Origin of the sequence: Streptomyces violaceus, assembly GCF_036014075.1 — a bacterium.
Classification (GTDB): Bacteria; Actinomycetota; Actinomycetes; order Streptomycetales; family Streptomycetaceae; genus Streptomyces; species Streptomyces violaceus.
Window position 1 is genome coordinate 1,281,113 of sequence record NZ_CP107911.1, and the last position, 24,504, is coordinate 1,305,616.

Annotated in this window: 25 protein-coding genes; 10 read left to right on the forward strand and 15 right to left on the reverse strand. The window is 67.3% G+C overall.

Translation table 11 applies throughout. The features are described 5' to 3' along the window. Positions 1 to 42: 42 nt before the first annotated feature. Positions 43 to 819 (forward strand): dimethylargininase, encoded by a 777-nt coding sequence (gene ddaH, locus OG542_RS05760; protein ID WP_328408779.1) that lies wholly within the window; start codon positions 43 to 45, stop codon positions 817 to 819. 191 nt (positions 820 to 1,010) lie between these two features. Beyond that, positions 1,011 to 1,991 carry an acyl-ACP desaturase gene (locus OG542_RS05765; protein ID WP_311128786.1) on the forward strand — a complete coding sequence of 327 codons (981 nt, stop codon included), beginning with the start codon at positions 1,011 to 1,013 and terminating at the stop codon, positions 1,989 to 1,991. Positions 1,992 to 2,061: 70 nt separating this feature from the next. Here the strand turns inward: OG542_RS05765 and OG542_RS05770 are convergent, their stop codons facing one another. Then, positions 2,062 to 2,307 carry a WhiB family transcriptional regulator gene (locus OG542_RS05770; protein ID WP_311128785.1) on the reverse strand — a complete coding sequence of 82 codons (246 nt, stop codon included), beginning with the start codon at positions 2,305 to 2,307 and terminating at the stop codon, positions 2,062 to 2,064. Between the two features lie 222 nt (positions 2,308 to 2,529). Here OG542_RS05770 and OG542_RS05775 point away from each other — a divergent pair, with 222 nt between their 5' ends. Beyond that, positions 2,530 to 3,312 carry a VOC family protein gene (locus OG542_RS05775; protein ID WP_328408782.1) on the forward strand — a complete coding sequence of 261 codons (783 nt, stop codon included), beginning with the start codon at positions 2,530 to 2,532 and terminating at the stop codon, positions 3,310 to 3,312. A 40-nt stretch (positions 3,313 to 3,352) separates the two neighbouring features. Here the strand turns inward: OG542_RS05775 and OG542_RS05780 are convergent, their stop codons facing one another. Then, entirely contained in the window at positions 3,353 to 4,402 is a 1,050-nt protein-coding gene (locus OG542_RS05780; RefSeq protein ID WP_328408784.1) for a LacI family DNA-binding transcriptional regulator, read from the reverse strand. Positions 4,403 to 4,481: 79 nt separating this feature from the next. Beyond that, positions 4,482 to 5,459: a multicopper oxidase domain-containing protein gene (locus OG542_RS05785; RefSeq protein ID WP_328408786.1), complete on the reverse strand. Its 978-nt coding sequence runs from the start codon at positions 5,457 to 5,459 to the stop codon at positions 4,482 to 4,484. Between the two features lie 189 nt (positions 5,460 to 5,648). Here OG542_RS05785 and OG542_RS05790 point away from each other — a divergent pair, with 189 nt between their 5' ends. Next, a complete protein-coding gene (locus OG542_RS05790) occupies positions 5,649 to 8,126 on the forward strand; it encodes a ThuA domain-containing protein (protein ID WP_328408788.1) in 2,478 nt (825 codons plus the stop codon). A gap of 44 nt (positions 8,127 to 8,170) precedes the next feature. Further along, entirely contained in the window at positions 8,171 to 10,315 is a 2,145-nt protein-coding gene (locus OG542_RS05795; protein WP_328417784.1) for an OmpL47-type beta-barrel domain-containing protein, read from the forward strand. 3 nt (positions 10,316 to 10,318) lie between these two features. Here the strand turns inward: OG542_RS05795 and ligD are convergent, their stop codons facing one another. The 5 genes from ligD to OG542_RS05820 all read right to left on the reverse strand — a co-directional run bounded on the left by ligD (position 10,319) and on the right by OG542_RS05820 (position 14,971). Next, a complete protein-coding gene (gene ligD / locus OG542_RS05800) occupies positions 10,319 to 11,347 on the reverse strand; it encodes a non-homologous end-joining DNA ligase (RefSeq protein ID WP_311128780.1) in 1,029 nt (342 codons plus the stop codon). A gap of 52 nt (positions 11,348 to 11,399) precedes the next feature. Then, complete coding sequence (locus OG542_RS05805; RefSeq protein WP_328408792.1) at positions 11,400 to 13,160, reverse strand: SpoIIE family protein phosphatase; 1,761 nt, start codon at positions 13,158 to 13,160, stop codon at positions 11,400 to 11,402. A 526-nt stretch (positions 13,161 to 13,686) separates the two neighbouring features. Next, positions 13,687 to 14,481, reverse strand: a complete 795-nt coding sequence (locus tag OG542_RS05810; RefSeq protein ID WP_328408795.1) for a hypothetical protein — start codon at positions 14,479 to 14,481, stop codon at positions 13,687 to 13,689. Positions 14,482 to 14,531: 50 nt separating this feature from the next. Next, complete coding sequence (locus OG542_RS05815) at positions 14,532 to 14,747, reverse strand: hypothetical protein (protein ID WP_328408797.1); 216 nt, start codon at positions 14,745 to 14,747, stop codon at positions 14,532 to 14,534. 8 nt (positions 14,748 to 14,755) lie between these two features. Next, entirely contained in the window at positions 14,756 to 14,971 is a 216-nt protein-coding gene (locus tag OG542_RS05820) for a hypothetical protein (protein ID WP_328408799.1), read from the reverse strand. Positions 14,972 to 15,144: 173 nt separating this feature from the next. Between OG542_RS05820 and OG542_RS05825 the strand changes: the two genes are divergently transcribed. From OG542_RS05825 to OG542_RS05835, 3 genes are read left to right on the forward strand one after another with little or no spacing between them, the layout of a single operon-like run. Next, a complete protein-coding gene (locus OG542_RS05825) occupies positions 15,145 to 15,378 on the forward strand; it encodes a hypothetical protein (protein ID WP_328408801.1) in 234 nt (77 codons plus the stop codon). Next, positions 15,359 to 15,883 (forward strand): DUF6879 family protein, encoded by a 525-nt coding sequence (locus tag OG542_RS05830; protein WP_328408803.1) that lies wholly within the window; start codon positions 15,359 to 15,361, stop codon positions 15,881 to 15,883. The genes OG542_RS05825 and OG542_RS05830 overlap by 20 nt, the downstream gene beginning before the upstream one ends. Positions 15,884 to 15,902: 19 nt before the next feature. Next, positions 15,903 to 16,751, forward strand: a complete 849-nt coding sequence (locus tag OG542_RS05835; protein WP_328408805.1) for a helix-turn-helix domain-containing protein — start codon at positions 15,903 to 15,905, stop codon at positions 16,749 to 16,751. 26 nt (positions 16,752 to 16,777) lie between these two features. Here the strand turns inward: OG542_RS05835 and OG542_RS05840 are convergent, their stop codons facing one another. Then, on the reverse strand, positions 16,778 to 17,428 hold the full coding sequence (locus tag OG542_RS05840; protein WP_328408807.1) for a hypothetical protein: 651 nt from the start codon (positions 17,426 to 17,428) through the stop codon (positions 16,778 to 16,780). A gap of 90 nt (positions 17,429 to 17,518) precedes the next feature. On the opposite strand from OG542_RS05840, the gene OG542_RS05845 reads away from it, so the two are divergent. Next, a complete protein-coding gene (locus OG542_RS05845; RefSeq protein WP_328408809.1) occupies positions 17,519 to 18,061 on the forward strand; it encodes a hypothetical protein in 543 nt (180 codons plus the stop codon). Between the two features lie 362 nt (positions 18,062 to 18,423). Here OG542_RS05845 and OG542_RS05850 read toward each other — a convergent pair whose 3' ends face one another. From OG542_RS05850 to OG542_RS05875, 6 genes are all read right to left on the reverse strand, one after another. Then, positions 18,424 to 18,972, reverse strand: coding sequence for a hypothetical protein (locus OG542_RS05850; RefSeq protein ID WP_328408810.1), 549 nt, complete (start codon positions 18,970 to 18,972; stop codon positions 18,424 to 18,426). 94 nt (positions 18,973 to 19,066) lie between these two features. Further along, a complete protein-coding gene (locus OG542_RS05855) occupies positions 19,067 to 20,053 on the reverse strand; it encodes an HK97 family phage prohead protease (protein ID WP_328408812.1) in 987 nt (328 codons plus the stop codon). 382 nt (positions 20,054 to 20,435) lie between these two features. Then, a complete protein-coding gene (locus OG542_RS05860) occupies positions 20,436 to 20,669 on the reverse strand; it encodes a hypothetical protein (protein WP_328408813.1) in 234 nt (77 codons plus the stop codon). A 174-nt stretch (positions 20,670 to 20,843) separates the two neighbouring features. Then, entirely contained in the window at positions 20,844 to 22,211 is a 1,368-nt protein-coding gene (locus OG542_RS05865; protein ID WP_328408815.1) for a DUF3987 domain-containing protein, read from the reverse strand. Positions 22,212 to 22,288: 77 nt separating this feature from the next. Next, the gene (locus OG542_RS05870) at positions 22,289 to 22,546 is read right to left on the reverse strand and encodes a hypothetical protein (protein ID WP_328408817.1); all 258 of its coding nucleotides are present in this window, start codon (positions 22,544 to 22,546) and stop codon (positions 22,289 to 22,291) included. Next, positions 22,543 to 22,740, reverse strand: coding sequence for a helix-turn-helix transcriptional regulator (locus tag OG542_RS05875; RefSeq protein WP_328408819.1), 198 nt, complete (start codon positions 22,738 to 22,740; stop codon positions 22,543 to 22,545). The genes OG542_RS05870 and OG542_RS05875 overlap by 4 nt, the downstream gene beginning before the upstream one ends. 393 nt (positions 22,741 to 23,133) lie before the next feature. Here OG542_RS05875 and OG542_RS05880 point away from each other — a divergent pair, with 393 nt between their 5' ends. Further along, positions 23,134 to 24,471 carry a tyrosine-type recombinase/integrase gene (locus OG542_RS05880; RefSeq protein WP_328408821.1) on the forward strand — a complete coding sequence of 446 codons (1,338 nt, stop codon included), beginning with the start codon at positions 23,134 to 23,136 and terminating at the stop codon, positions 24,469 to 24,471. Positions 24,472 to 24,504: the final 33 nt, after the last annotated feature.

A 24,504-nucleotide genomic window follows, 5' to 3' on the forward strand; every position in this document is an offset into this window, starting at 1 on the left:
GGTGCGGTCCAGACACGTCTCATCCCATACGGAGTCACGCTCGTGCCCAGCAAGAAGGCCCTCGTCCGCCGCCCCAGCCCACGTCTCGCCGAGGGGCTGGTGACGCACATCGAGCGGGAGAGGGTCGACGCCGACCTGGCGGTCGAGCAGTGGGAGGCGTACGTGACGGCCCTGCGCGCGCACGGCTGGGACACCATCGAGGTGGATCCGGCCGACGACTGCCCGGACTCGGTGTTCGTCGAGGACACGGTCGTGATGTACCGGAACGTGGCCCTGATCGCGCGCCCGGGCGCCGAGTCCCGGCGCGCGGAGACCGCCGGGGTCGAGGAGGCCGTGGCCGGTCTGGGCTGCTCGGTGAACTGGATCTGGGAGCCGGGCACCCTGGAGGGCGGCGACGTCCTGAAGATCGGCGACACGGTGTACGTGGGCCGGGGCGGGCGCACCAACGCCGTCGGCGTCCAGCAGTTGCGCGCCGCGTTCGAGCCGCTGGGCGCGCGGGTCGTCGCCGTACCGGTGAGCAAGGTGCTGCACCTGAAGTCGGCGGTCACGGCGCTGCCGGACGGCACGGTCATCGGGCACATCCCGAAGATGGACACGCCCTCGCTGTTCGCGCGCTTCCTGCCGGTGCCCGAGGAGGCCGGCGCGCACGTGGTGCTGCTCGGTGGTGACAAACTGTTGATGGCGGCGAGCGCGCCGAAGACCGCGGAGCTGTTCTCGGACCTCGGGTACGAACCGGTCGTCGTGGACATCAGCGAGTTCGAGAAACTCGAGGGATGTGTGACATGCCTCTCGGTGCGGCTGCGGGAGCTGTACGCCTGACCGGGCCGGCGCCTCACTCTTCCGGCCCTCGACCTGCGGATCCGGGGACGACGACGCCGGGCACACGAGCGACCCGCTGATCAGCGGCCTTTACAGCGCTCTTAACCTACGGCATCGTAACCTACGGAAACGTAGCCTACGATTCCGTAAGTTACCGCTCACCGCTCGTACGTATGTCCCCTGGAGAGTCCATGACGATCGCCACTCCCCACCTCGGCAGCCCCGCCGGCGCCTGGACCGACGCTCAGCTGCTGTACGCCCTGGAGGAAGTGGTCGAGAAGGAGCTCAACCGGCATCTGGAGGTCGCCAAGGACTGGATGCCGCACGAGTACGTGCCGTGGAGCGACGGGCGCAACTTCCCCGGGCTCTTCGAGGACGGCGAGGCGTGGGAGAAGGAGCAGTCCCAGGTCACCGAGATCGGCCGCATCGCGCTCATCGTCAATCTCCTGACCGAGGACAACCTCCCCAGCTACCACCACGAGATCGCCTCGCTCTTCGGCCGTGACGGCGCCTGGGGCACCTGGGTGCACCGCTGGACGGCGGAGGAGGGCCGGCACGGCATCGTGATGCGGGACTACCTGCTCACCTCGCGTGCCGTGGACCCGGACAAGCTTGAGCAGTTCCGCATGTCCCACATGAGCGAGGGCTTCGAGTCGGACAACCGCCACTCGATGCTGCACTCGGTCGCCTACGTCGCCTTCCAGGAGCTGGCCACCCGCATCTCGCACCGCAACACCGGCCACCAGTCCGGCGACCCGGTCTGCGACCGCATGCTGGCCCGCATCGCGACCGACGAGAACCTGCACATGGTCTTCTACCGCAACCTGCTCAAGGCGGCGTTCCAGCTCGCGCCCGACCTGACGATGCAGGCGGTGCGGGACGTGGTCGTGAACTTCCGGATGCCCGGTCACGGCATCCCCGGCTTCGAGCGGGCGGCCGCGCAGATGGCGATCGGCGAGGTCTACAACATGCGCATCCACCACGACGACGTGCTCCAGCCCGTGCTGCGCTTCCTGAAGATCATGGAGATCGACGGCCTGGGCCCCGAGGGCCGCAAGGCGCAGGAGGAACTGGGCCTGTTCATGGGCGGCCTCGACTCCGAGGCGACGAAGTTCGACGAGAAGCTGGCCGCGCGCAAGGCCCGCATGGCGGCCCGGGCGGCCGGCGCCTGACCCGGTAGACAGCCACATACCGAGCCCCTTGGCAGGACGTCCTGCCAAGGGGCTCGGCGTGCGACAGGCCCTAGCTCGACCTGCGCCGCAGCTCCAGGCGTTCCTTCTCCGACAGGCCGCCCCAGACGCCAAAACGCTCGTCGTTGTCCAGCGCGTACTCGAGGCACGCCGCACGGATCGGGCACAGGCCGCAGATACGCTTCGCCTCCCGCACCGAACTGCCCGGATCGGGGAAGAAGAAGTCCGCCCCGGTCTGCGCACACAACGCTTCCTGCTGCCAGGCGAGTTCGGGCGAGGTGATGGTGTCGATGTGCATGGCCAGAAGCGTTGCGGGCGGCGAAAAACGTTCGATCAACGCGGGATCAACACGGCGTTCAAGGGCCCCCGGCCACCCCGATCATCACCTCCCGGAGGAGCCGACGCACGGCGGCGCGCGGGAGCGTCGCAACACGCCCCGGCAGTGCTCCAGCGGCGCTTGTCAGTGGGCGGTGCGAGACTCGGCAGAGAGACGACGGGACCCTGTGCGAGGAGGGCGGCCATGCTCACCACCCGTTATGTCACCGGCGCTCCGAACTGGATCGATCTCGGCACACCCGACATCGACGGCGCAGCGGCCTTCTACGGGGACCTGTTCGGCTGGCGGTTCCAGCCGGGCGACCCCGAGGTCGGGGGGTACGGTCTCTTCCAGGTCGGCGGCAGAACCGCCGCCGGCGGCATGCAGACCACGCCGGAGCAGGGCCCGCCCTCCTGGACGGTGTACTTCCAGGCCCCGGACGCGGACGCCACGGCGAAGGCGGCCGGGCAGGCGCGCGGCTCGGTGCTGATGCAGCCCATGGACGTGCTGGACCTGGGCCGCATGGCGATCCTCGCCGACCGGGCGGGCGTGCAGTTCGGCCTGTGGCAGCCGGGGCGCAACAAGGGCCTGGACGTCGTCCAGGAGCACGGTTCGCTGTGCTGGGTGGAGCTGTACACGGCGGACGTCCCCGCAGCGGCCGCCTTCTACCACTCCGTGCTCGGCCTGGAGACCTTCGGCGTCGACTTCCCCGGCGGCGCCTACACCACCTTCGTCCCCGCCGGAGAACCCGAGGACGCCATGTTCGGCGGCGTCGTGCCGCTGGCGGACGACCCGGTCGAGGAGGAGGCGTACTGGCTGCCGTACTTCGAGGTCACCGACCCGGACGCCCTCGTCGCCCGGGCACAGGAGCGGGGTGGCACGATCCGCCTGCCCGCCACGCACCTGCCGGGCGTCGGCCGCCTCGCCAAGCTCGCGGACCCGTACGGGGCACGCTTCGCGGTGATCCGCAGCGAGCCGCAGGCCTGAGGCCGACTCGGGGCGGCCTTCCCCGGACGACGCCGGCCGGCTACGCGGACGCGCGCCGGATCAATGTCGTCGGCAGGACCACGCTGGAGGGTGTGTCGCCGGCGGCCTCGCCCGAGCCCCCGTGCGCGGTGCCGCGGTCGAGTTCGCGCAGCAGCAGGCGAGCCATCAGGCGGCCCATCTCCTCGATGTCCTGACGGACCGTCGTGAGGGGCGGGTCGGTCTGTTCCGCGACGGGCAGCATGTCGTCGAAGCCGATCACGGCGATGTCGTCGGGGACACGGCGGCCGGACTCGCGCAGGACGCGCAGGGCACCGGAGGCCGTGAGGTCGTTGGCGGCGAACACCGCGTCCAGGTCCGGGCAGCGGTCGAGGAGCTCGCGCATCGCACGCTCGCCCCCGGCCGGGGTGAAGTCGGCCTCGGCGATCAGCCGCGGGTCGGCGTCGGCCATGACGTCCCGGTAGCCGTCGAGCCGGTCCGCCGCGGAGGTCTGGTCGAGTGCGCCGGTGATGTGCGCGATCCGGGTGCGGCCGAGGCCGGCCAGGTGGCGGACGGCGTCGCGGGCGCCGCCCCGGTTGTCGCTGTCGACGTACACCACGCCCTGCCGGTCGCCGCTCCAGCCGGGCCGGCCGCCGAAGACAGTGGGAACGCCTGCCCGCTGGATCAGCTCCGGCAGCGGGTCGTCGAGGTGCAGGGAGAAGACGAGGGCCCCGTCGACATGTCCGCCGGCGAGGTACCTGCCGACCCGGGCGTGATCGTCCCTGCCCTCCGTGAGCAGCAGGACGAGCTGGTTGTCGTGGGCCGTGAGTTCCTTGCTGATGCCGCGCAGCTGGAGCGCGAAGAACGGGTCGGCGAAGACCCGCGTCTCGGGTTCGGCGACGACGACCGCGATCGCGTCGTGCCGCCGGGTCACCAGGGAACGGGCGGCCTGGTTGGGCACGTACCCGAGTTCGTCCACGGCCTTGCGGACCCGCTCCACGAGAACATCCCGCACCCCGTCCCCGCCGTTGACCACACGCGAGACGGTGGCCCGCGAGACACCGGCCCGGGCGGCCACGGCCTCCAGAGTGGGACGCGGCGCGGTGTCGGTCACTTCGGGGCTCCTCATCTGCGGTTGCGGATCAGGATAGCCCCGGGCGACCAGCGCCGTGAGAGCGCTCTCGCGTCTGATGTCAGTGCTCGTGCCCGTGCTTCGGCTGTGCGCCCCCGTGCTCGTGCGGTTCGTACCCGGGAATCGTCCCGTCCGGCTTCTTCACGAGGAACAGCCCCACCATCCCCATGTCGGAGTGGCTCTGCACATGGCAGTGGTACATCCAGGCACCGGCCCCGACCCCCTCCCCCGCGATCACCTGGAAGCCGAAGGAGTCGGCGGGGCCCGTGATCTTGTTGTCGATGACCTGGCTGGGGTCGTCGGGGCCGGTCAGCATGCCGGTGCGGTTGTCCGCCCAGCGGTGACCGTGCATATGGAACGTGTGGTAGAACTCGCCGTGCGTGATCACGATGAACTCGACGCGATCGCCCACCGTGGCCTCGAAATCGGGCCCGGAGTGCGGCGGCCTGTTGTTGATGAGCATGTCGTTGAAGACGACCGTGTGCGTCCGATCCGGCAGGACGTCGCCCTTGCGACGGACGATCACCGGGCCGTAGAGGCCCTTCTGGAGCCCCTGAGTGCCGTGTTCGGTGCCGACGACGTGATCGTGGTAGTGCCAGTAACCCGCGCTGCCCGCCCGCCAGGTGCCGTCCTTGCGACGGCCCGGGGCGTGGGTGCGCCAGGTGTAGGTGCGGGTGCCGCCCGGTTCGACATGGCTGCGGTTCATCTTCGTGCCGTCGCTGGTGATTTCGTAGTCCAGGCCGTGGACGTGCAGACTCACCGCCACGTCCATCGTGTTCTCGAACTCGATGTGCAGGGTGTCGCCCTCGTTGAGCTCGATCATCGGGCCGGGGACGGTCGCCTTACCCTTCTCCAGCCCGTAGCCCATCTGGCCGTCGGCGAGCTTCTCGGCGTACAGCTTGATGCGCTTCACCTCGCCTCCGGCGGGTGCCGTCTTCGCCGGCCCGTCGGCACTGATGGCCTCCGGGGCCACGGACAACGATGTCGCGACGGCCGCGCCGCCCAGCAGGACCCGCCGGTTGAAGCTGCGTCTGTCCATGCGGAACTCCCCACCCTGGTAAGGCTTTTACGGAGGCGTACCTGTGATGAACCTGTGCGACGGTACCGGCCGCGCTCCCGTTTATCCACACTCGAGACAAAGTTGGGGCCATTTCGGTCATAGGTATTGGCGAGCCGCGCAAAGGGGTTTAGCTTCCTTGGCGGTGTTGCTGTGACCGAGGAGGTGCCCATGCACTTACGAGGGTTGAGCAAGGGAAGACGTGTCTGGGCGGCCTCCGTGGCCGCCGGAGTCGTGACCGCCGGGCTGCTGTCGGGGCCGGCCGCGAACGCGCGGCCGTATCCGGAACCCCCGCTGACAACGATGTCGATCAAGTCGCCGCCGGGCGGCGCGAATGTACGGGTGCTGATCTTCCACGGTTCCGCGGCGGCCGGGGAGGAGTCCCCTGTCGTGAACGCCGGGATCGAGGCGATCGAGAAGATCGGGCTCTCGGGCCCGGCGAACCGCCGTTTCAAGGTCGAAGCCACCGACGACGCCTCGGTGTTCACCAACGAGACGAGACTCGGCCGCTTCAACGCGATCGTGTTCCTGACCGGCGGGGGCGACGTCCTCGACGCGGAGCAGGAGGCGGGCCTGGAGGCGTACATGGAAGCCGGCGGCGGTTTCGTCGGACTCCATGACGCGGCGCGCGCGGAGCCGTACTCGGACTGGTTCACCGGGCTGGTGGGAGCCCGCCCGGCCGCGTCGAGCCCCTCGGCCGTGCAGCGGGCGACCGTCGAGGTCGGCGACCGCCGGCACCCGGCCACCAAGGACCTGCCGGTGCAGTGGAAGCACCCGGACAAGTGGCTGAACTGGGCGAAGAACCCGTCGGGCGACGTCCATACGGTGGCCCGGGTACGGGAGTCGAGCTACCAGCCGGGCGCAGGTGCCAACGGCTGGGATCATCCCGTCAGCTGGTGCCGTGACTACGACGGCGGCCGCTCCTTCTACACCGGCATGGGCGGCACGGTGTCGTCGTACGACGAGACCGACTTCCGTGCGCATCTGCGCGGCGCGCTGATGTGGACGACCCGGCTGGAGCAGGCCGACTGCAAGGCCACGATCAACGCCAACTACGCGGCGGAGCGGCTGACCAAGCCCAATCAGCCGGGGCAGAACGACCAGATCGGCGAGCCGCACGGGCTGGTCACCGCGCCCGACGGCCGGGTCTTCTACATCGGCCGGGGCGGCGCCGACTCCTCGCAGCCGGTGGTCACCGACTGGAGCAACCCCGACATCGGCAAGGGCAAGGGCGAGATCCACGTCTACGACCCGAAGACCAAGCAGGTCACGCTCGCGGGTGCGCTCACCGTCTTCGGCAACAAGGGCGGCGGCGACGAGCTGATCAAGGTCGAGGAGGGGCTGCTCGGAATCGAGCTGGACCCGGAGTTCCAGCAGAACGGCTGGGTGTATCTCCACTACACGCCCCACTCCGGGATCGACCGCGACACACGGATGGCGGAGCGGCGCGTCTCCCGCTTCACGCTCGACCAGACCACGAACAAGCTGGACCTGGCCAGCGAGAAGGTGCTGCTGAAGTGGCCGGTACAGATTCACAGTTGCTGCCACTCGGGCGGCGGGATGGCCTGGGACTCGAAGGGCAATCTGTACATCGCCACCGGTGACAACAACTCCAGCGGGTTCAGCGCCGGTTACTCGGGCAACAATCCGCAGCCGAACTACAAGGGCGTTTCCTTCGCCGACGCGCGCCGCACGGCCGGCAACACCAACAACCTCAACGGCAAGATCCTGCGCATCCACCCGGAGCCGGACGGGACGTTCACGCTTCCCGAGGGCAATCTCTTCACGGGGAAGGAGACCGACGAGGGCGGCGGCAAGACCCGCGGCGAGATCTATGTGATGGGGGTCAGGAACCCCGCCCGTATCTTCGTCGACAAGTCGACCGATGTTCTCTACGCGGGCTGGGTCGGTCCGGACGCCATCGCGCCCTCGACCACCTGGGGTCCGGCCAAGTACGACACCTTCGCCGCCATCACCAAGGCGAGCAACCGCGGCTGGCCGTACTGCATGGGCAACAAGCAGCCCTACCGCGACCGCAATCTGCCGGACCCGTCCAAGCCGCTGGGCTGGTACGACTGCGACCGCCCGAAGAACGAGTCGCCGAACAACGACGGCCTGGTCAACCTGCCGCCTGTCACCGGCAACAACATCTGGTACTCGCCGCAGGGCGGCGCGCCGGACTTCCCGCGGGACGCGAACGGCGTCCCCTCGTACAAGCCGGAGGAGGCGTCGTACCGGCTGCCCTGGCTGAAGGGCGGCGGCCAGGCAGCGATGAACGGGCCGGTCTACCGGTACGACACCGGCAGCACGAGCACGGCCAAGTGGCCGGCCTACTGGGACGGCAAGTGGTTCGTCGGTGACTTCTACGACGCCGACCAGCCGCGCAACGCGGTGCTCATGGACCCGAAGACGCAGGGCGACGGCGGTCTGCCGGTGCACTCGGAGTCGCTGAAGAAGATCGTGCCGATCGGCAACGACGGCATCAAGAACCTCATGGACTGGAAGTTCGGTCCGGACGGCGCGCTGTACGTCCTCGACTACGGCCGCGGCTTCTTCACCTCGGACTCCAGGTCGGCCCTGTGGCGGGTCACCTACAAGGGCGGCGGGCCGACCCCGGCCGCCGACCGGCTGGCGAGGGGGACCGAGTGATCCGGCAACGAAGAATCTGGGCCGCCCTGCTGGCCGCCCTGCTCATGATGCTCGGCGTGCAGGCGATGCCCGCCGCCGGACAGCCGGAGGCACCGGCCGCCGAGCAGGTCCTCACCTGGACGGCCGGCAATGACATCGACAAGTACCTCTCGGCTCCCAAGACGGCGGTCGCCGGTACCGCCACGATCGTGTTCGAGAACAGCGTGGCCACCGGCAACACCACGGGCATGCCGCACACGCTGACGTTCGTGACCAGTGATCCCGAGTTCAACAACGATGTGCAGCTCAACATCCTGGCCAACCCGAACGACGCCCAGGGCGGCAAACACACCGCGCAGGTCACGCTCACGCCCGGCCGGTACTTCTACCACTGCACGATCCCCGGCCACGGCCAGATGCAGGGCATCCTCGTGGTGACCGAGGGCACCGGCGAGGACACCACGGCGCCCGAGGCGTCGGCCCATGTGAGCGGGACGCAGAACACACAGGGCGAGTACGTCGGTTCGGCGAGCGTGGCGCTGCACGCCATGGACGAGGGCGGCTCGGGCGTCGAGAGGATCGAGTACGCGATCGGTGACGCGGGTGCCTGGCAGCCGTACACCGCGCCGGTCGTCGTCGATCAGGTCGGCGCCCACAAGATCCGCTACCGCGCCTTCGACAAGGCGGGGAACGTCTCCGCCGAGAAGAGCGCCGCGTTCACGGTCGTGGCACCGCAGTCGGACGACACGACCGCGCCGGAGACCTCGGCCACGGTGAGCGGTGAGCGCGATCCCGACGGGGCGTACATCGACATGGCGACCGTCACCGTCTCGGCCTCCGACACGGGCTCCGGGGTCAACACGATCGAGTACGCGATCGGTTCCGGGGCTTGGCAGCCGTACACCGCCCCGGTGATGGTGCACCAGGTCGGCGCGCACACCGTCCGCTACCGCGCCACCGACAAGGCGGGCAACGTGGCGGGCGAGAAGAGCGTGCGGTTCACGGTCGTCGCGGCACCGCCGCAGGACACCACCCCGCCGGTGACGGGCGTGACAGTGGAGGGCACGAAGAACTCCGCCGGGGCGTACGTCAACAGCGCCCGGGTGACCGTCACGGCGACCGACGAGCACGGCTCGGGCGTCGAGAAGGTCGAGTACTCGCTGGACGGCGGGCCGTACCTCGCGTACTCGGCCCCGGTGGTGGTCGACCGGGCGGGCGCGCACACCGTGGCGTACCGGGCTACCGACAAGGCGGGCAACACCTCGGCGGCACGCACCGTGACCTTCACGGTCGTCTCCGGCCAGGTTCCGGCGCCCGACTGCCCGGAGTACGACGAGCGGTTGACGGTGATCGTCGGCTCGGTCGACTCGGGAGTGCGCAACCGGGTGACCGACAACCGGTGCCGGATCGGCGAGCTGATCGAGGACGAGAAGGAGTGGACGTCCCACGCCCTGTTCCTCAAGCACGTGACGTCCGTCCTCGACGCGCTGCTGAAGGAGGGCGTGATCGACCAGCGCGAGTACAACGCCGTCCGGAAGGCGGCCCGCCAGTCCGGCATCGGCAAGCCCGGGCAGACCGAGGGCTATCGCACGATCCTCGACGGCAGTGCGGAGTCCTTCGGCAAGTGGCAGCAGGTGGGCGGCGGCTCGTTCGGGCTGAACGCCGACGGGACGATCACCTCCAGCACCACGACGCCCGGCATGGGCATGCTGTGGTTCCCCGAGCGCAAGTACGGCGACTTCTCGCTGCGGCTCCAGTGGCGTGACGACGCCCCGGGCACAAGCAACGCCAACTCCGGTGTGTTCGTGCGCTTCCCCTGGGTCCACGACCACCCGGAGGAGTCACGGCCGGAGTGGGCCGCCATCAAGTACGGGCACGAGGTGCAGGTGCTCGACCGGCCCGACGGCGACATGTACAAGACGGGGTCGGTCTACGGCTTCGACCGGGTGGGGCTCGCCGGTGCCGGCGTGACGCAGAAGGGCACCTGGAACGACTACGAGATCCGCGTGGTCGACCAGCACTACTCGGTGTACCGCAACGGCGTGCTGATCAACGAGTTCGACAACACCGGCGGCCAGGCGTTCACCCCGCCCCGCTCGGACGACCCGGGCACGGACGGGCGGCGGTTCGCCTCCGGCTACATCGGGCTCCAGGTGCACGGCACGACGGATGTGGTGTCCTACCGGGACATCCGGATCAAGGAGCTGTAGTCGTCAAGGAGCGGTAGGGGGCGTCTCCTTGCGGGCCCTGCTCGGCTGTACCCGTCTGGGTTCTCCCGGCATCTTCGGATACTCCGGCGGGTACGGCAGGTCTCCCAGCCCGTGGTCGTGTTCGTCGCGGCGGGCGAGGTCGAGCAGGGACTCCAGGGAGTAGCGGTGGTCGTCCATGTCCGCGTGCACGTCGCCGAGTTCGGCGAAGCGCGCGGGCATCGTCGCGAGGTCGAAGTCCTGGGGATGAGCGACCCCCACCTCGTCCCAGCGCAGCGGCGCGGAGACGGGGGCGTGCGGGCGGGGCCGTACCGAGTAGGCGGAGGCGATCGTGCGGTCGCGTGCCGTCTGGTTGTAGTCCACGAAGATGCGTCTGCCCCGCTCCTCCTTCCACCACTTGATCGTCACCTGGTCCGGCATCCGCCGCTCCATCTCCCTGCCGACGGCGATGGCGGCGCGCCGGACCTGGGTGAAGGTCCAGCGCGGTTCGATGGGCACGAAGACGTGCAGGCCCCGGCCGCCCGAGGTCTTGGGGAAGCCGCGCAGTCCGCCGAACTCGTCGAGCACCGCCCTCAGTTCGTGAGCGGCCCGGGCGGCGTCGTCGTAGTCGGTGCCGGGCTGCGGGTCGAGGTCGATGCGGAGTTCGTCCGGGTGGTCGACGTCGTCGCGGCGTACCGGCCAGGGGTGGAAGGTGAGGGTGCCGAACTGGGCGGCCCACACCACCGCCCCCACCTCGGTGGGGCACATCTCGTCGGCGCTGCGGCCGCTGGGGAAGGTGATGTGCGCGGTCGGGATCCAGTCGGGCATGTTCTTGGGGGCCCGCTTCTGGAAGAAGTTCTCGCCGTTCACGCCCTCGGGGTAGCGCTCCAGGGTGGTGGGCCGCTCGCGCAGGGCGCGCAGGATGCCGGGGCCGACGGCCAGGTAGTAGCGGGCGAGGTCCAGCTTGGTGAAGCCGCGCTCCGGGAAGAACATCTTGCCGGGGCTGGACAGCCGTACGGTCCGGCCGCCCGCCTCCAGTTCCACCGCGTCACCCATGCTCGCCACGGTAGGCGCAGCGCGTGGGCCTCGCATGCGGAGCGCTCAGGCGTCACGGGGCGCGCAGGCGGGTGGCGAGCAGGGTGACGTCGTCCTCGGTGGTGCCGTGCACGAGGCGGGCGAGGAGGGCGTCGACGACGCTCTCCAGGGGACCGTCGAGGTCGAGGCGCAGATGCGTCAGGCGTCGCAGCGAGGCGTCGATGTCCCTCCGGCGGTCCTCGATCAGACCGTCGGTGTACATGAGCAGCACGGTTCCGGGCCGCACCGGAAGGGTCAGTGCCTCGTACCAGCCGAGGTCGGTGCCGAGGGGAGGTCCGGTCGGGATGTGCACGAGTTCGGCCGGGGCATCGGGGTGCAGCGGCACGGGCGGCGGGTGCCCGGCGCCGGCGAAGGTGCAGGTGCCCTGGCCGGGGTCGACGAGGGCGAGCAGACAGGTGGCCACCCGGTCGATGCCGATGCTCGCCAGCCGGTGGTCGGCCTCCTGGAGGACCCGTTCGACGGGGACGCCGGAGGCGGCGATGGTGCGCAGCAGGGAGCGGTACTGGCTCATGGCGACGGCGGCGGTGAAGCCGTGGCCCATGACGTCGCCCATCACCTGGAGGGTGCGGCCGCAGGGCAGGGCCATCGAGTCGAACCAGTCCCCGCCGACGAGGGCGCGTTGCCCGGCGGGGAGGTAGCGGGAGGCCGTCTCGACGTCCGGGTGCGGACCGCCCGGCTCGGACAGCAGGGCACGTTGCAGTTCCAGCGCCATCGAGTGTTCGAGGGTGTACTGGCGGGCGTTGTCGATGGCGACGGCAGCCCGGGCGGCCAGTTCCTGGGCTATGACCACGTCCTCGTCGGTGAAGGGGGCCGAGTCGCCGGCGCGGAACAGGTGCAGGACGCCGACCGGGTGCTCACGGGTCGGCAGCGGAACCACGACGATGGAGTGGATCCCGACTTCGCGGACCACGTCCAGGTCGAGTGGCGTGCGCAGCATCTTCAGCAGCACGTCGTCCGAGGCGAGGTTCCCGACCCACGGGCGGCCCGTGTCCAGGCAGCTCCGGACCGGCGAGTCGCGCGGGACGTCGAAGTAGTACCCGTTCTTCGCGGTCAGTCCGATGCGGGCCACGATGTCCGGACCGCCCGCCGAGGCCATGACGCGCAGCCGGAGGACGCCGGGGGCCGGCGGCGGCAGGTCGTCGGCCTCCTGCGTGTCCACGATCCGCACGGACGCCCGGTCGGCCAGACTCGGCACGACGAAGTCGGCCAGCTCCGCACAGGTCTGTTCGACTCGGAGCGTGGTGCCAATCCTGGTCGCGGCGGTGTCCAGCAGAGCGAGGCGCTGGTGGGCCCGCTCCAGGTCGTCCATGTACTGGCGCAGCCCGCTGACCTCCACCGCGATGCCGCACAGGCCAAGCACGCGGCCCCCGTGGTCGAGGCGGTGGTACACCGCGCTCCACTGGCGCTGCCGGAACGGCGACGGGGCGTGCGTGGTACCGGTGACGGACAGCGCCCGGGGGCAGCCGTCGCCGAGGATCATGCGCAGGACGTCCTCGGAGCGGTGGATGCCCGGCAGCACTTCGGCCATGGTCCGGCCATGGAACGCGTCGGGCGGCACTCCGCCCATGCGGGCCATGGCGTCGTTGACGTACCGGAAGCGCAGCCGGTCGTCGAGGATGGCCACCGCGGCCGAGGTGCCGTCCAGGACATCGCGGAGGATCTTGTACTCGTGGGCCTTCTCGACGGCCTCGGCCGGCGCGTCGGCCAGCATCGACAGCAGCGCGTTCTCGGCGCCGGTGAATAGCGACTTCAGCGGAAGCTGGTCGAAGCTCACGCGGATCCTCCTCGTCCGCCCCCTGATCAGAGCACGCCACGTTCCAGTGTGTCGCCGGGGCCCCGCCTCCGCATCCTCGGGCGATCCCTTCCTGACCTGCGGCTTTCGCTTTCGCGCTCAACAGGCGGACCGTTGCGGCGGCTCTTAGAGTCGAGGCATGGATCTCCCGGTGATGCCCCCCGTGCTGCCCATGCTCGCCAAGTCCGTGGCGGCGATCCCCGCGGGCATGCAGTACGAGGCGAAGTGGCCACACACCTCTTCCTACCTGCGAAGATAGCTCACTGGGCGACCTCAAGGGCACTTCCAGGGCACAAAACACAAAGGGCCTGGGCCCTCCTACCCCACCCGCCCGGCAGGGCCTTGGCGGGGGTTGCGAGCCTGCCGGGGGCTGGCCGCCTGCACAGTGGGGCGGGCGGGGGCCGACGTACAGCACGGTCCGTGGCGCCCGTCGGACCAGTCACGCAGATCGGCGAAGCGACGGTCGCCGACTTAGTCAAGCCGACCTAACAGCACCCGCCGCCGGGGGCTACCGCCCGAGATGCGTCAGGAAGTCGGTTACGAACTTCTCGACCTCAGCACGGCTCGTCGTCTCCTCGACATCCAAGCGGTCGATGTACTTGAGCCCAGCGTGCCGGAGCAGCCGTTCGCGGCTCCGGTCGGCAGAGGCACGTCCCTTATGCTGCGGACCGTCGATCTCAATGACGCCCGCATGTCCCCGGTACGTGACCAAGAGATCAGGTTCGAAGGTGTGCCCCCGGACCCGCATGCCGCCGAGCGGCATGATCCCGATCGTCTCGTTGTCCGGCAGGGTGACCTGGCGCTCTTTGAGTACCTGGTACACCCGGTGCTCCCACTCGTTCGTGAAGTGGAGACCGTCCTCCGTCGGGTGGCGGGGCTCCAGCCGGACCTTGCGAGCATGGTTGCTCTGGCTCCCGCCCTTGAGTTCGCGAGCCAACTGCTCTCGCCAGTTCGCCCCAACTCTCGGGATGACCTCTCGGACCGAGACGTCTTCGATGTTCCGTCCACACCCGATCCCGACAGCCTCAAAGGCTGAGCGTATGTGGCTAACGAGGTGGCCATAAGGCTGAGCCATCAGGTGCGGCTCGACCTCAAGGATGACGTCCTGGAATTCCCTGTCGTAGGAAAAGGAGGCCGAGTCCTCGTGAACAATGCCCCTCTCGATATAGATGGCCGTCGCGTCCAGCATCAGAGCAGCTGCCTGCCTGTGTCCGCGCTGAGCCAGAAGGACCGAGGCGGCACCGATCACGTCGTCGTCACTCAGCTCGCTACGTGTGCCCGGCAAGTGCACCTGTTCACTCATGGTCGGATTGTCGCATCACCCACTGACAACCGGGGAGCAGCGCAAGGGAGTTATGTAGAGGTGGCAGTACGCATGGCCTCGGCGATCTTCTCGGCCACGTCCGCGCGGACCACCATCCCCAGGTGCACGTACGGCTTGCCGCTGTGGGTCACCATCGGGCGCACCGAGCCCCAGACCCGTTCGGGCAGGCCGAGACCGGCAAGGGCTCCACGGATCGCCTCCGCCGCGTCTGTGGCCTGCTTGCGGCCGTCCCTGTACGTATCCATGTCCATCGTCACGAGTGCGCGCCCCCGGCGTGATCCCTGACCGCTGTGGCGTGCCGGGCGGCCTGGGCGATGTTGCCTGCCTTCTTCGCCATGTTCAGCTTCCGCCATTCGGACTGGCACGTCGTGCAGCCATTGACCGGCGCACAGTCCAGCAACCAGGCGTCCAGGCCGATCGGCAGCACTACGGGCGGTTCCTGTGTCGTCCTGTGTCTCGTGGCTGCCATCGTGTCTCCCCGACTCGTGTGACTCCAGATACGACCGTAGGAAGCCGGGAGATGGGGGGTCCACGAAGTTGCACGCGGTTGCACGACGGGTACGTTCGCCCTTGACCACCTCTTCCGCCCAGGTGAGGCTCACTCTGCAACCAGCAGCAACCGGCTCGACGCAAGGAGAGGCAATGCAGCTACGGTTCGTCGGCAAAGATCCGGAGTCCGGAGATCACGGCTGCCCGGCCGTGTGGGTGGACGAGGAGACGCAGGATCTCGTCATCCAGGGTGTGAAGGCCGATGCAGCGACACTGGCCCGGACCGTCCGGGACAGCCCGCTCCCGGACCATGAGGGCGTGATCCGGCTACCGCAGCGGATGATCCCGCTCGTGAGGGAGGCACTTGATGGCGCAAAGCCTCGGTAGCTTTGCGGACTTGATCCGGTCCGTGAACCACTCCGCTGTGCACTTGGAGATGCGGGACACATACGCGATCTCCAACGAGGATGAGGGCTTCGCAGCGTGGAAGCAGGGGCACCGGCTCGACCCGGACGACCGCGAGTCGTGGTGGCGCCCCTGGCTCGACCTCGTCCAGGAGGTCACCGCCAGCGGGGTCGTCATGCGCCGCGCGAGGATCGTAAGCGAGCCACAAAGCGAGTACATCCGGTACGAGCACTCGTTCACGTTCACCAACGTCGCCGCAGGCGAAGAGATCCGCTGGCTCCCGAGGCGGAAGGCTTCCGACCTCACCCTTCCGGGGAACGATTTCTGGCTCTTCGACGGTCGTATCGTCCAATTCAACGTCTTTGACGGCGACGGGCGTTGGGTGCACACCGACGAGACCGACGAGCCGGCGGTTGCACGCCTATGTGCCACCGCGTTCGACGCCGTCTGGGAGCGGGCCATCCCGCACGAGAAGTACGCCATCTGAGAAGCCGGTACGCCAGTTCATGTCCACGTCCCCGCTCTCCACCGCGCAGGCTGCCCGCGCCGCCATTGCTGCTCGCCTGGACGACATGAGGAGGGACGCCGGACTCAGTGGGCTTGAACTGGCGACACGGTGCGGCTGGCACAAGTCGAAGGCGTCCCGCATCTCGCGGGGCAAGACCGCCCCGTCTGATGAGGACATACGGGCGTGGTGCCGGGCCTGTGGCGCCGAGGAGCAGGCGGCCGATCTGATCGCCGCATCTCGCACCGCCGAGTCCATGTACGTCCAGTGGCGGCAGATCCACCGCGACGGCATGCGACGCGTCCATGAGAAGACCGTCCCGCTGTACCAGCGCACGCGTCATTTCCGCGTCTACGCCTCGAACCTGGTTCCGGGCATGCTCCAGACCGCCGACTACGCGACGGGGCTCCTGCGGTCCATCACGCACTTCCAGGGCACTCCTGACGATGTCGACGACGCCGTGCAGGCACGCCTAAACCGCTCCCGAGTCGTTAATGCGGGGGATCACCGGTTCGCCCTAGTTCTGGAGGAGGCCGTTCTCTACTACCGGGTCTGCGACGACGCAGCGATGGCGCGGCAGCTCGGGCATCTGTTGGAGATCATGTCTCGGCCTAACGTGTCCCTCGGGATCATTCCCTTCACGGCCCGACGCACGGTGTGGCCGCTGGAAGCCTTCTACGCCTTCGACGACACCCAGGTGGCAGTGGAGACGTTGACAGCCGAGGTCAACATCACGACCCCAGGCGAGATCCGCACGTACCTCAGGGCGTTCGCCGAGCTGTCCCGCACCGCTGCGCACGGCTCAGAGGCAAGGTCCCGCATTACCAGGGCACTTGGGTCTCTGGGCTGACTGGAGACAGTAGTCGGGCCCGGCCCTCAGCCGAGAAGCTGCCCCATCTGATCAACAGCCGCCGTCAACTCCACCGATGTCGTCGGCATCAAGTGAGCAGCCACCCTCCTGATTCGGGCTAGACGCCTTCGGGCTGTACCGGGCTCGACCTCACCGTCCTGGATGTCGCCATCCAAGTCATCAGCAATGTCGCGCAGTTCCTCGGCCTCATGCTCATCGACCTGCGGATCGTCCGCGCACCGACGCAAGAGATCCGCCAACGCGGCAAGCTCCTGCACGCCCAGGCCCTGCTGGACCGTATTCGTTTGCGTGATCGTCTCTCCGATGTTGCCGAACTGATGACCCTGACCGCCCCGAACGTTGAACTCCATACGAGTCCCCGGCTCGCGGTCCCGAAGGTACGCCTCCACATCACCGCCTTGGTACAGGCAGTCACGCCCGTCCACCGTCAGCGCCAGGTGCACCGGTGCATCGGTCATTGCCCTCAGCACCACCAGCAGCCCACGCGCCTCCATGAAGGCCACGGCGTGCTCAGCCAATTCAGGATCGGCACCCACCGCCCGCGCCTGATCCGAGGCCAAGAACAACTCCAGACTGCGGCGAGGGTGGTCACCCATGTCCTTCACCCATCGGAGTATCGCTGCGGCGATGATGCTCCTTGTCGATGCGTTGCTCATGAGACGTGAGTTTAGAGACACAGGGGCTTACCGTCCGCGAGATCGCTCCGAGACTCCTTCGCAGACCCTCAGTCCTGCCAAACTCTCCCCATGGACGCAGGGTTGGCAGCAGTGCTGGGCGCGTTGGCGGGGGCGGTTGCAACGACCGGGGCGGCGTTCGCCACCGGGTGGGCCACGCGCGAGCAGGCGAAGATCGCGGCGAGGGCGGAGCACCGTCGACAGCGACGCGACGCACGGCAAGCCGTGTACGAGGATTTCATCAATGCCATTGATGAGTTGCATCAGAAAACAAGCTTGATCGAAGAAACGCACTCCGTCGAACTCAGCCCACAACAAGCGGGATCCCTTAGCGATTCCATCGGGAAGCTCTGCACAAAAGTAATGCTGGCCGGACCTGCACATATCAGCAAGAGGGCTTCTGCAATAAGACTGCACGCCACCGGGCTAATTCTTGCTCTAGTGATCATAGAGGCCCAAGCGCAAGCCGACACCGACATTACGACCGAAACTGCCAACGAAGACTGGATGAAAGCAGTATCCTTCAAGGATAAGCTAGCTCAGGAAATCGCAGGTTTCTCAACGGATGCCCAAACGGTTCTAGATGACGACGGAACCAAGTCGAAAAGCCAGTGACTTCCCGCATGCCGCGACCCCGACGCCGGCTTTTTTGGGCGCCGCAAAAAAACGCGGACGAGGTCGGGTGGATCGGAGTCATAATGATCTTGGCGACCCCCTCCCCCCCTTCTGTTCCCTGGGGCGCACCCTCAGCCTTAAGAGACGCCTTAGGCCTCAAACGAATCCGCAGCTCTTTTCATTCTTTATTGTTTTTCACTTTGATAATAATTTTGATTTGTTGATGCAACACTGAAGAACGCACGAAGAGGCATGCGTAACGAGTGGGTGGATGGGGAGCAGGGGGGAGAGGGGGCGGCGGACTCTCCACCCCGAGGCCCACCCTCCGGCCGAGGGGTAGTGCCCATCACCTGCCCCCGATGTCACACCGCCTCTGGCCAGCTCGCCCGGTCCCGGGCGATACGCCTCGCCTGTTCCGAGTGACGCACAGCCTGACCGGCTTTCACCCGGGCCTTCCTCAGCAACCGCTCCGCCTCGTCCAACTCCTCCCGTCGCTGGGCGAGTTCACTTCGAAGCCGATCAAGGCGGGGGTGCGGCTTCGGTCCCCGCCCGCTGCAAGAGGCCGCAAACGCCGCCTCGGCGTCTTCATTGACAGCGGCCCGCACGGAGAGTTCGGCATCGGCCCACGCCTTCGACTTGGCCTCGTACTCCTCTTCCGCCTCGGCCTCCACCTTCAGAGCCTCGGCGATACGGGGCGTCCACTCGTCGATGACCTCTTGCTCGATCTCAAGGATTGGATCCGGCGTCCGGGGTCGCGTGCGGATTTTCCACAGGGCACCACCATTGACACAGTAGGACCCCGAGGTTACTTCGCGGCATCCGTATTCGCTAGTCGCGCCGTTGCAGTAGCCACAGACAGCAGGGGTGCCGGCTGACGTCCCAATGGCCTTGTTCACAGCCTGCTTTCGCATTAGTGCCCCCGAGTGAGGTAGATGGTCTTTGCCCTCTTCACGGCCTGGATGACGTGCTCCGTGCGCTTGAGGAGGTTTTCGCGGTGGCTCATGTTCAGTAGCCCATTCTTCGTAGTTTTGCCCGGCTTTCGTAAAGCCGTACGTCTTCCTCTGATTCTTCGGGGTGAGAGAGGTGGCGCAGCTCGTGGGGGACGACGCTCCAGCAGTCGTCTTCCGTGAGGCTCGCGTTCAGTTCGATGACGTTGGGCGCCATCCTTGGGCGGCACCTACCGAGGAGCGGTACACTCGACCAGAAATCCACAAACTCGCCTTTCACGGCTGCCCCTGTGCCGTCCTCGGCCGAAAACCAGCGGACACGGATCTGTTCCCGGTCGAGACCAAGTTCGGGCGCATAAACCCCGACAGCTGCACGGGCGGCGTCGCGTACCGTCTGCGGAACGATCGCTTCCCGGTCGTAGCTGTAACCGACGCCCACGTCTTTGACGTAGTTGGCGTAAAGGCGTTCAACCTCGGTCCGAAGCGCTTCCCGGTGGCATTCGTCGGCCAGTCGTGCCTTCGACTCCGTCAGGATGTCGCGGTAAAGATTGTCCCGGATCCGCAGCAGATCGGCGCGAGTGGCGTCGGCGCTCTTTATGGCCAGCGTCCTCGTATTATCGTTCGCGCCGCGCAGAACGGGACTGACCTCAAACAGGCGCACCTTCTTAATGAACCTGACGCGCTGGCCATTGAACGTTCCGCGTTCGCTGTCGATCACGTCAAAGCCCCAGCTCCAACGCGCCAAAGGCCCAAGCTGCTTAAGCGTTTCGTAAGTGTCCCGACCCCCCGTAGTGTCGAAGAGCTTCGCCGTGAACGTCGCTCGCCCGGCGTCGGTGCTAACTACGCCCTTGCCAACGGGAAGTTGGTCTTCCCAGCTCTTGTGGTTAAAAGCCGACATCGGCACTTCAACGCCGTGCGGGATAGCCCCCGGCAGTACGACGTCGCCGTCGCTGTCAACCTCGTTGAAGATGCTGAAGGCCGCCACTACATCTTTGCCGGTCGATTTGAGCTCGACGTCCGCTGGCTCGTATGTCTTCCGCTGCATGTCCGTTAACCCCTCCCTTCCTTCCGCTTCTTCTCGTCCATGACCAACGGCCTTGGGAGCTGCCACTGGCCCTTGACCTTGCGCCCGCCGAGGGACTCCGCTACGCGGCGCACGTAGGAGTCCGAGACGCTCAGAATTCGAGCCGCCTCAGTCACAGACAATTCTCCATCGCTAGCCACATCCGGAAGTTCCGAAGTTGCGTTTGGCCTCGATTTCCCTTGCGAACACGACGCGCAGCGAGTTCCGTCCAGTTCGGCCAGAAATTCGAGCCCGGCCCTCCGCTCGAATTCACGGAGAAAGCCTTCACCCCGGGTGAGGCCGACGACGAGGACGCGGCGCACAGCAGCCGCTCTGGGGCTCCCAGGCGTCAGCAGCGGACCCATCAACACCGACCACCCCCCTTGAACTCCGGGCCCCCAGAAGCGCCCTTCGTTGTGCGGTACGGGTTCTGGATGACCCGCGTGAATCCGGCCAGAGAGCGGGCCTCTATTAGGCGACCGGCGGGCTCGTCGACGACCAGTGCGCAGCCCTCGTCCGACCAGGCCGCGACTGGCAGTGTCGTCGCGCCGTTGCCGTTCCGGAACTCGGCGTCGAAATGAATGAGTGTCGTGATCATTGATCTTTCCTTCGGTGTCTCGCGAGCGTGCGGACGCGGACATGTCCGCAGCGGGGTGTGTAGTTCTGTCGTCCAGGATCAAGTGCTCTGACCTGGGAAAATAGATAGATCTTTTTACTCACGCGTAGAGCGCACCAGGGGGCGAATGCGGACGTCCGCATGTCCGCAAGATCTTCAGTCCTGGGCGCCGAGGATCAGAAACCCATCGGCCTCGTGGAGCCGACGCGACTGGACGGCGTGTTCGATCGCCTCGTCGAGGTAGCCCCGGTCCCGCCCGGCGTTCCTACGAAAGGCCGTGACCTTCATGCGTCCGTCTTCCCTGCCCACGGCTTTGACCAGTCGTTTCGCGACGCGCTGGATGTGGGCCTCATATTCACCGTTCGCTTCTGCGCCCTTCCGATCCGCCGCCCGCTGGTGGTCGGCCTTCCTGGCTTGCTCTCTCTGCCGCTCCCCATGCGCGACGACCTCATTGCGGACGGCGCAGGAGGTCTTCCAGATCGTCTCGGCCAACTCCCAGTCCTCTTCGGAAATCTTGCGTCGACCATCGAGGAGACACAGCAGGCCGGCGACCTTGATCCGCACCAGGTCGGCATGGGCATCGAGCGGGTCCTCCAGGGGCAGCGCCGCCCCACCCTCGCTGAAGCCGCGCGTCTTAGCCACGGCCTTGAGACGCAGTTCCTCCCTGACGCTTGGCGGGAGACTGAGGGTGGACGGCTCCATGAACGTCGACCGCCCTCCGATGGCCGTCGTGATGTCGAGCGGCCCGGGCCATTCGGCGACATCCGAGATCCAGGGATCCTCGGTCAGCGTCCAGAGGAACCGCTGAGGCCCGCCCAGGGAAGCCTCGGAGAGCAGGTGCAGCGCGGCGTCAGGCTGGAAGCCAACGATCACGCCAAGGCTGTAGCAGTGACGCGGCACCAACCGGGAGCGGTCAGCGGTTGCGTTCGTCTGGCCGAGCGCTTCACCCCCGAACGCACGTCGCAGCGTCTCGCCCAGGGTTGATCCCGACCGTTCGGCCAGCTTCGCCAGGGCGGCACCCTCGTCCACGTAGAACAGGGCGTTGTGGCGTACCTGGGCCCTCCGTTTCGGACTCCCCTCCGTTCCCATGAATGCCTCGGCGATGCCCTCGCCGGAGCCGACCGGAACCGCGTCGTGGAAGTCGAGCCCGGACGGCGGGCGAAGTAGATCGGCCGCCGCTCCGTGTGCTGCGGACTTCCCTCCTCCGGAGTCCCCGATCACCGCGACGTACAGGTTCAGCGTCGCGAACCCTCGATGCGTGGCGACCCTGGTCGCGTGTGGGGACATGGCGGCCACGCGTGCGAGCACCATGAGGAAAACGGCGTCGGCGGGCGCACAGCGTGCATGGGCGGCGGCACGGATGTATTGGAAGACTCCCCGCCGGACCCAGAAATCGTCGGGCAGGCACAATTGCGGACGGCCGAACCGGTCCGCTTCGATCCGCCGCACCTGCTCGTCGGATGGCTGCTGCTCGGCGTCCGATGACGGACGAGGTCGAACGAACGTATGATTTTGTGCAGTCACTAAACATCATCACTTCCTGTGCGGGTCGTGAGTGAATGTGGGATTCAGCCCTCGGCCGTCTACCGCCGGGGGCTGCGTCATGCGCTGTCGCCCAGCCGGTCGGCTTCGGCCTCCCGGAGGCGTCCCAGCGCTTCGGCCAGTTCCTGGGCTTCAGCCCACACCGACGGCGGCGGAGCGCCGTACGGGGCGTGCTGCCGGTGCCATTCGCGCCGGGCGGCTCGCCATCGGGCGTGGGCGGCCAACACCGCCTCTCTACTTGCCGGGGCGGCGCCGTCGAGCCACTGGCTGGGGTCGAACGTCGACAGTCGCCGGGGTTGGCGGCGGCTCGTCGTCACGCCGTCCCCGTCCGGTCACCGCGTTCGACACGGCGACTTTCGAGCCAAGCGGCGATGTCCTCAGCGGCGTACCGGACATGCTTCCCGAAGCGGCGGTACTTCGGACCGGTCCCCGCGTAGTTCCACTCGTAGATCGTCTGTAGCGGCATACCGAGGAATTCGGCTAGTTCCTTCGGCGAGATCATTTTCTGCATTGGCTACAGTCCTTCGCTTTCGCTTACCGGTCACTCCGGTTCCCTATCGAAATATCCGGTAGCCGCCGTACGGTAAACCGTATGAAGCGCCTGCTTCGATTGGAAATGGGCAACTCCCTTAGCGCAGCGGCTAGTTGACTCATTTAAAGTGACGCGCATCACGTGTTGCTAATTCCCTAATGCGTGGCCATTTAACGTATTCGGATACCTGTCGCGCTCAACTGCATACCCGCCACACAGTTAGCAATGGAGAATGTAGTTAAGGAATTGCGATGCGTTGAAGGAGCGGAAACACCCTCGCAGAGAGCCGGGAACGGGCACGACGTCATCCGGCCGTCCGTCGTGTCACACTTGGAAAGCCACACCGTGCCCGTGCGAGAGGGGCGCAGCGCAATGACCAGAGCAGTGCAGATAGCCGACCGGTGGCACCGCCGGACCTCGGCCGCCGACGGTGCCGAGGAATGTAAGTGCGGTTCGAGGGATCACCCGTACCCGTCCGCCGGCCATGGGACGGAACTGCGCTGGGCGGTCCGCTGGAGGGACCCTCAGGGAAGGCAGCGGAAGAAGCTTTTCAAGCGGAAGCCCGATGCCCACAGGTACGCGGCGGAACTCAAATCTTCGATGGATAAAGGGACTTATATCAACCCGGCCACAACTCGGACTACCTTTCGGGAAGTTGCCGCCAAATGGCAGACAGCGAGCGGAATACAGCACCGGCCTTCAACGCTCGCGAACACCGACCGCGCCCTGAAGCGGCACATCCTTCCGGCGTTCGGCGACCGGGAAATCGGGGCCATCCGCAAGCCGGACATACAGGCGTGGGTGACCGACCGGGCCGCCGTCCTCGCCCCTTCCACACTCGAAGTCGTGTACGGAACGCTGCGAGCCGTGTTCGCCTGGGCCGTCGGTGAGTACATAGCGCTGTCCCCCTGCGACTCCAGAGGCCGCGCGGACCGTGTCCGGCTGCCGACCGTACCGGCGAAGGAGATCGTTCCCCTGTCGGTCGCCCAGGTGGCCGCGCTGGCCGATGCCGCACCCGATCGGTACCGGGCTGCAATCCTGCTGACGGCGGCGTCGGGCTTGCGACAGGGTGAGCTGTTCGGACTCGAACCGGGGCACGTCCGGGACGGGGAGATCGTCGTACGACAGCAGGTGTCCGTGATCGACGGGAAGGGCGTCCATATCGCTCCTGTGAAGTCGTCCAGTAGCCGCAGGGTGGTTCCGGTGCCGGTGGCCGTCACGGTCGCCCTGAGCGCCCACCTGAAGGGGTTCCCGGCACGTTCTCAGGCCATGGCCGACACGACCGACGGCAATCGGCGGGAGCGCCGGGTACAGCTGGTGTTCACGACGGCTTCGGGTGAGCCGGTGCAGCGCTCGCCGTGGGCGAGGACATGGCGGAAGATGGTGGGCGACGCGAACAAGATCCTTGCCGACCAGGGCACAGAGCAGATTCCGGCAGGGACCACGCTGCATACGCTCCGCCACACGTACGCCTCACTGCTGATCAAGCACGGGGAGTCCGTCAAGGTCGTCCAGAAGCGGCTTGGCCACGCGTCGGCGGCCGTCACGCTGGACGTGTACGGGCATCTGTGGCCCGACTCGGACGAGTCGACCAGGGCGGCCGTTGAGCAGGGACTGAGCGGTCTCCTCGGGGACGGCACTCGACAAGATCAGGGCACGGATGAGGGCACTCCGCAAGCAGAATCCACCGGAATGGACGAGAAGCAATGAGAACGATCTGTCCGGTCACCCTCAGTAGTAACG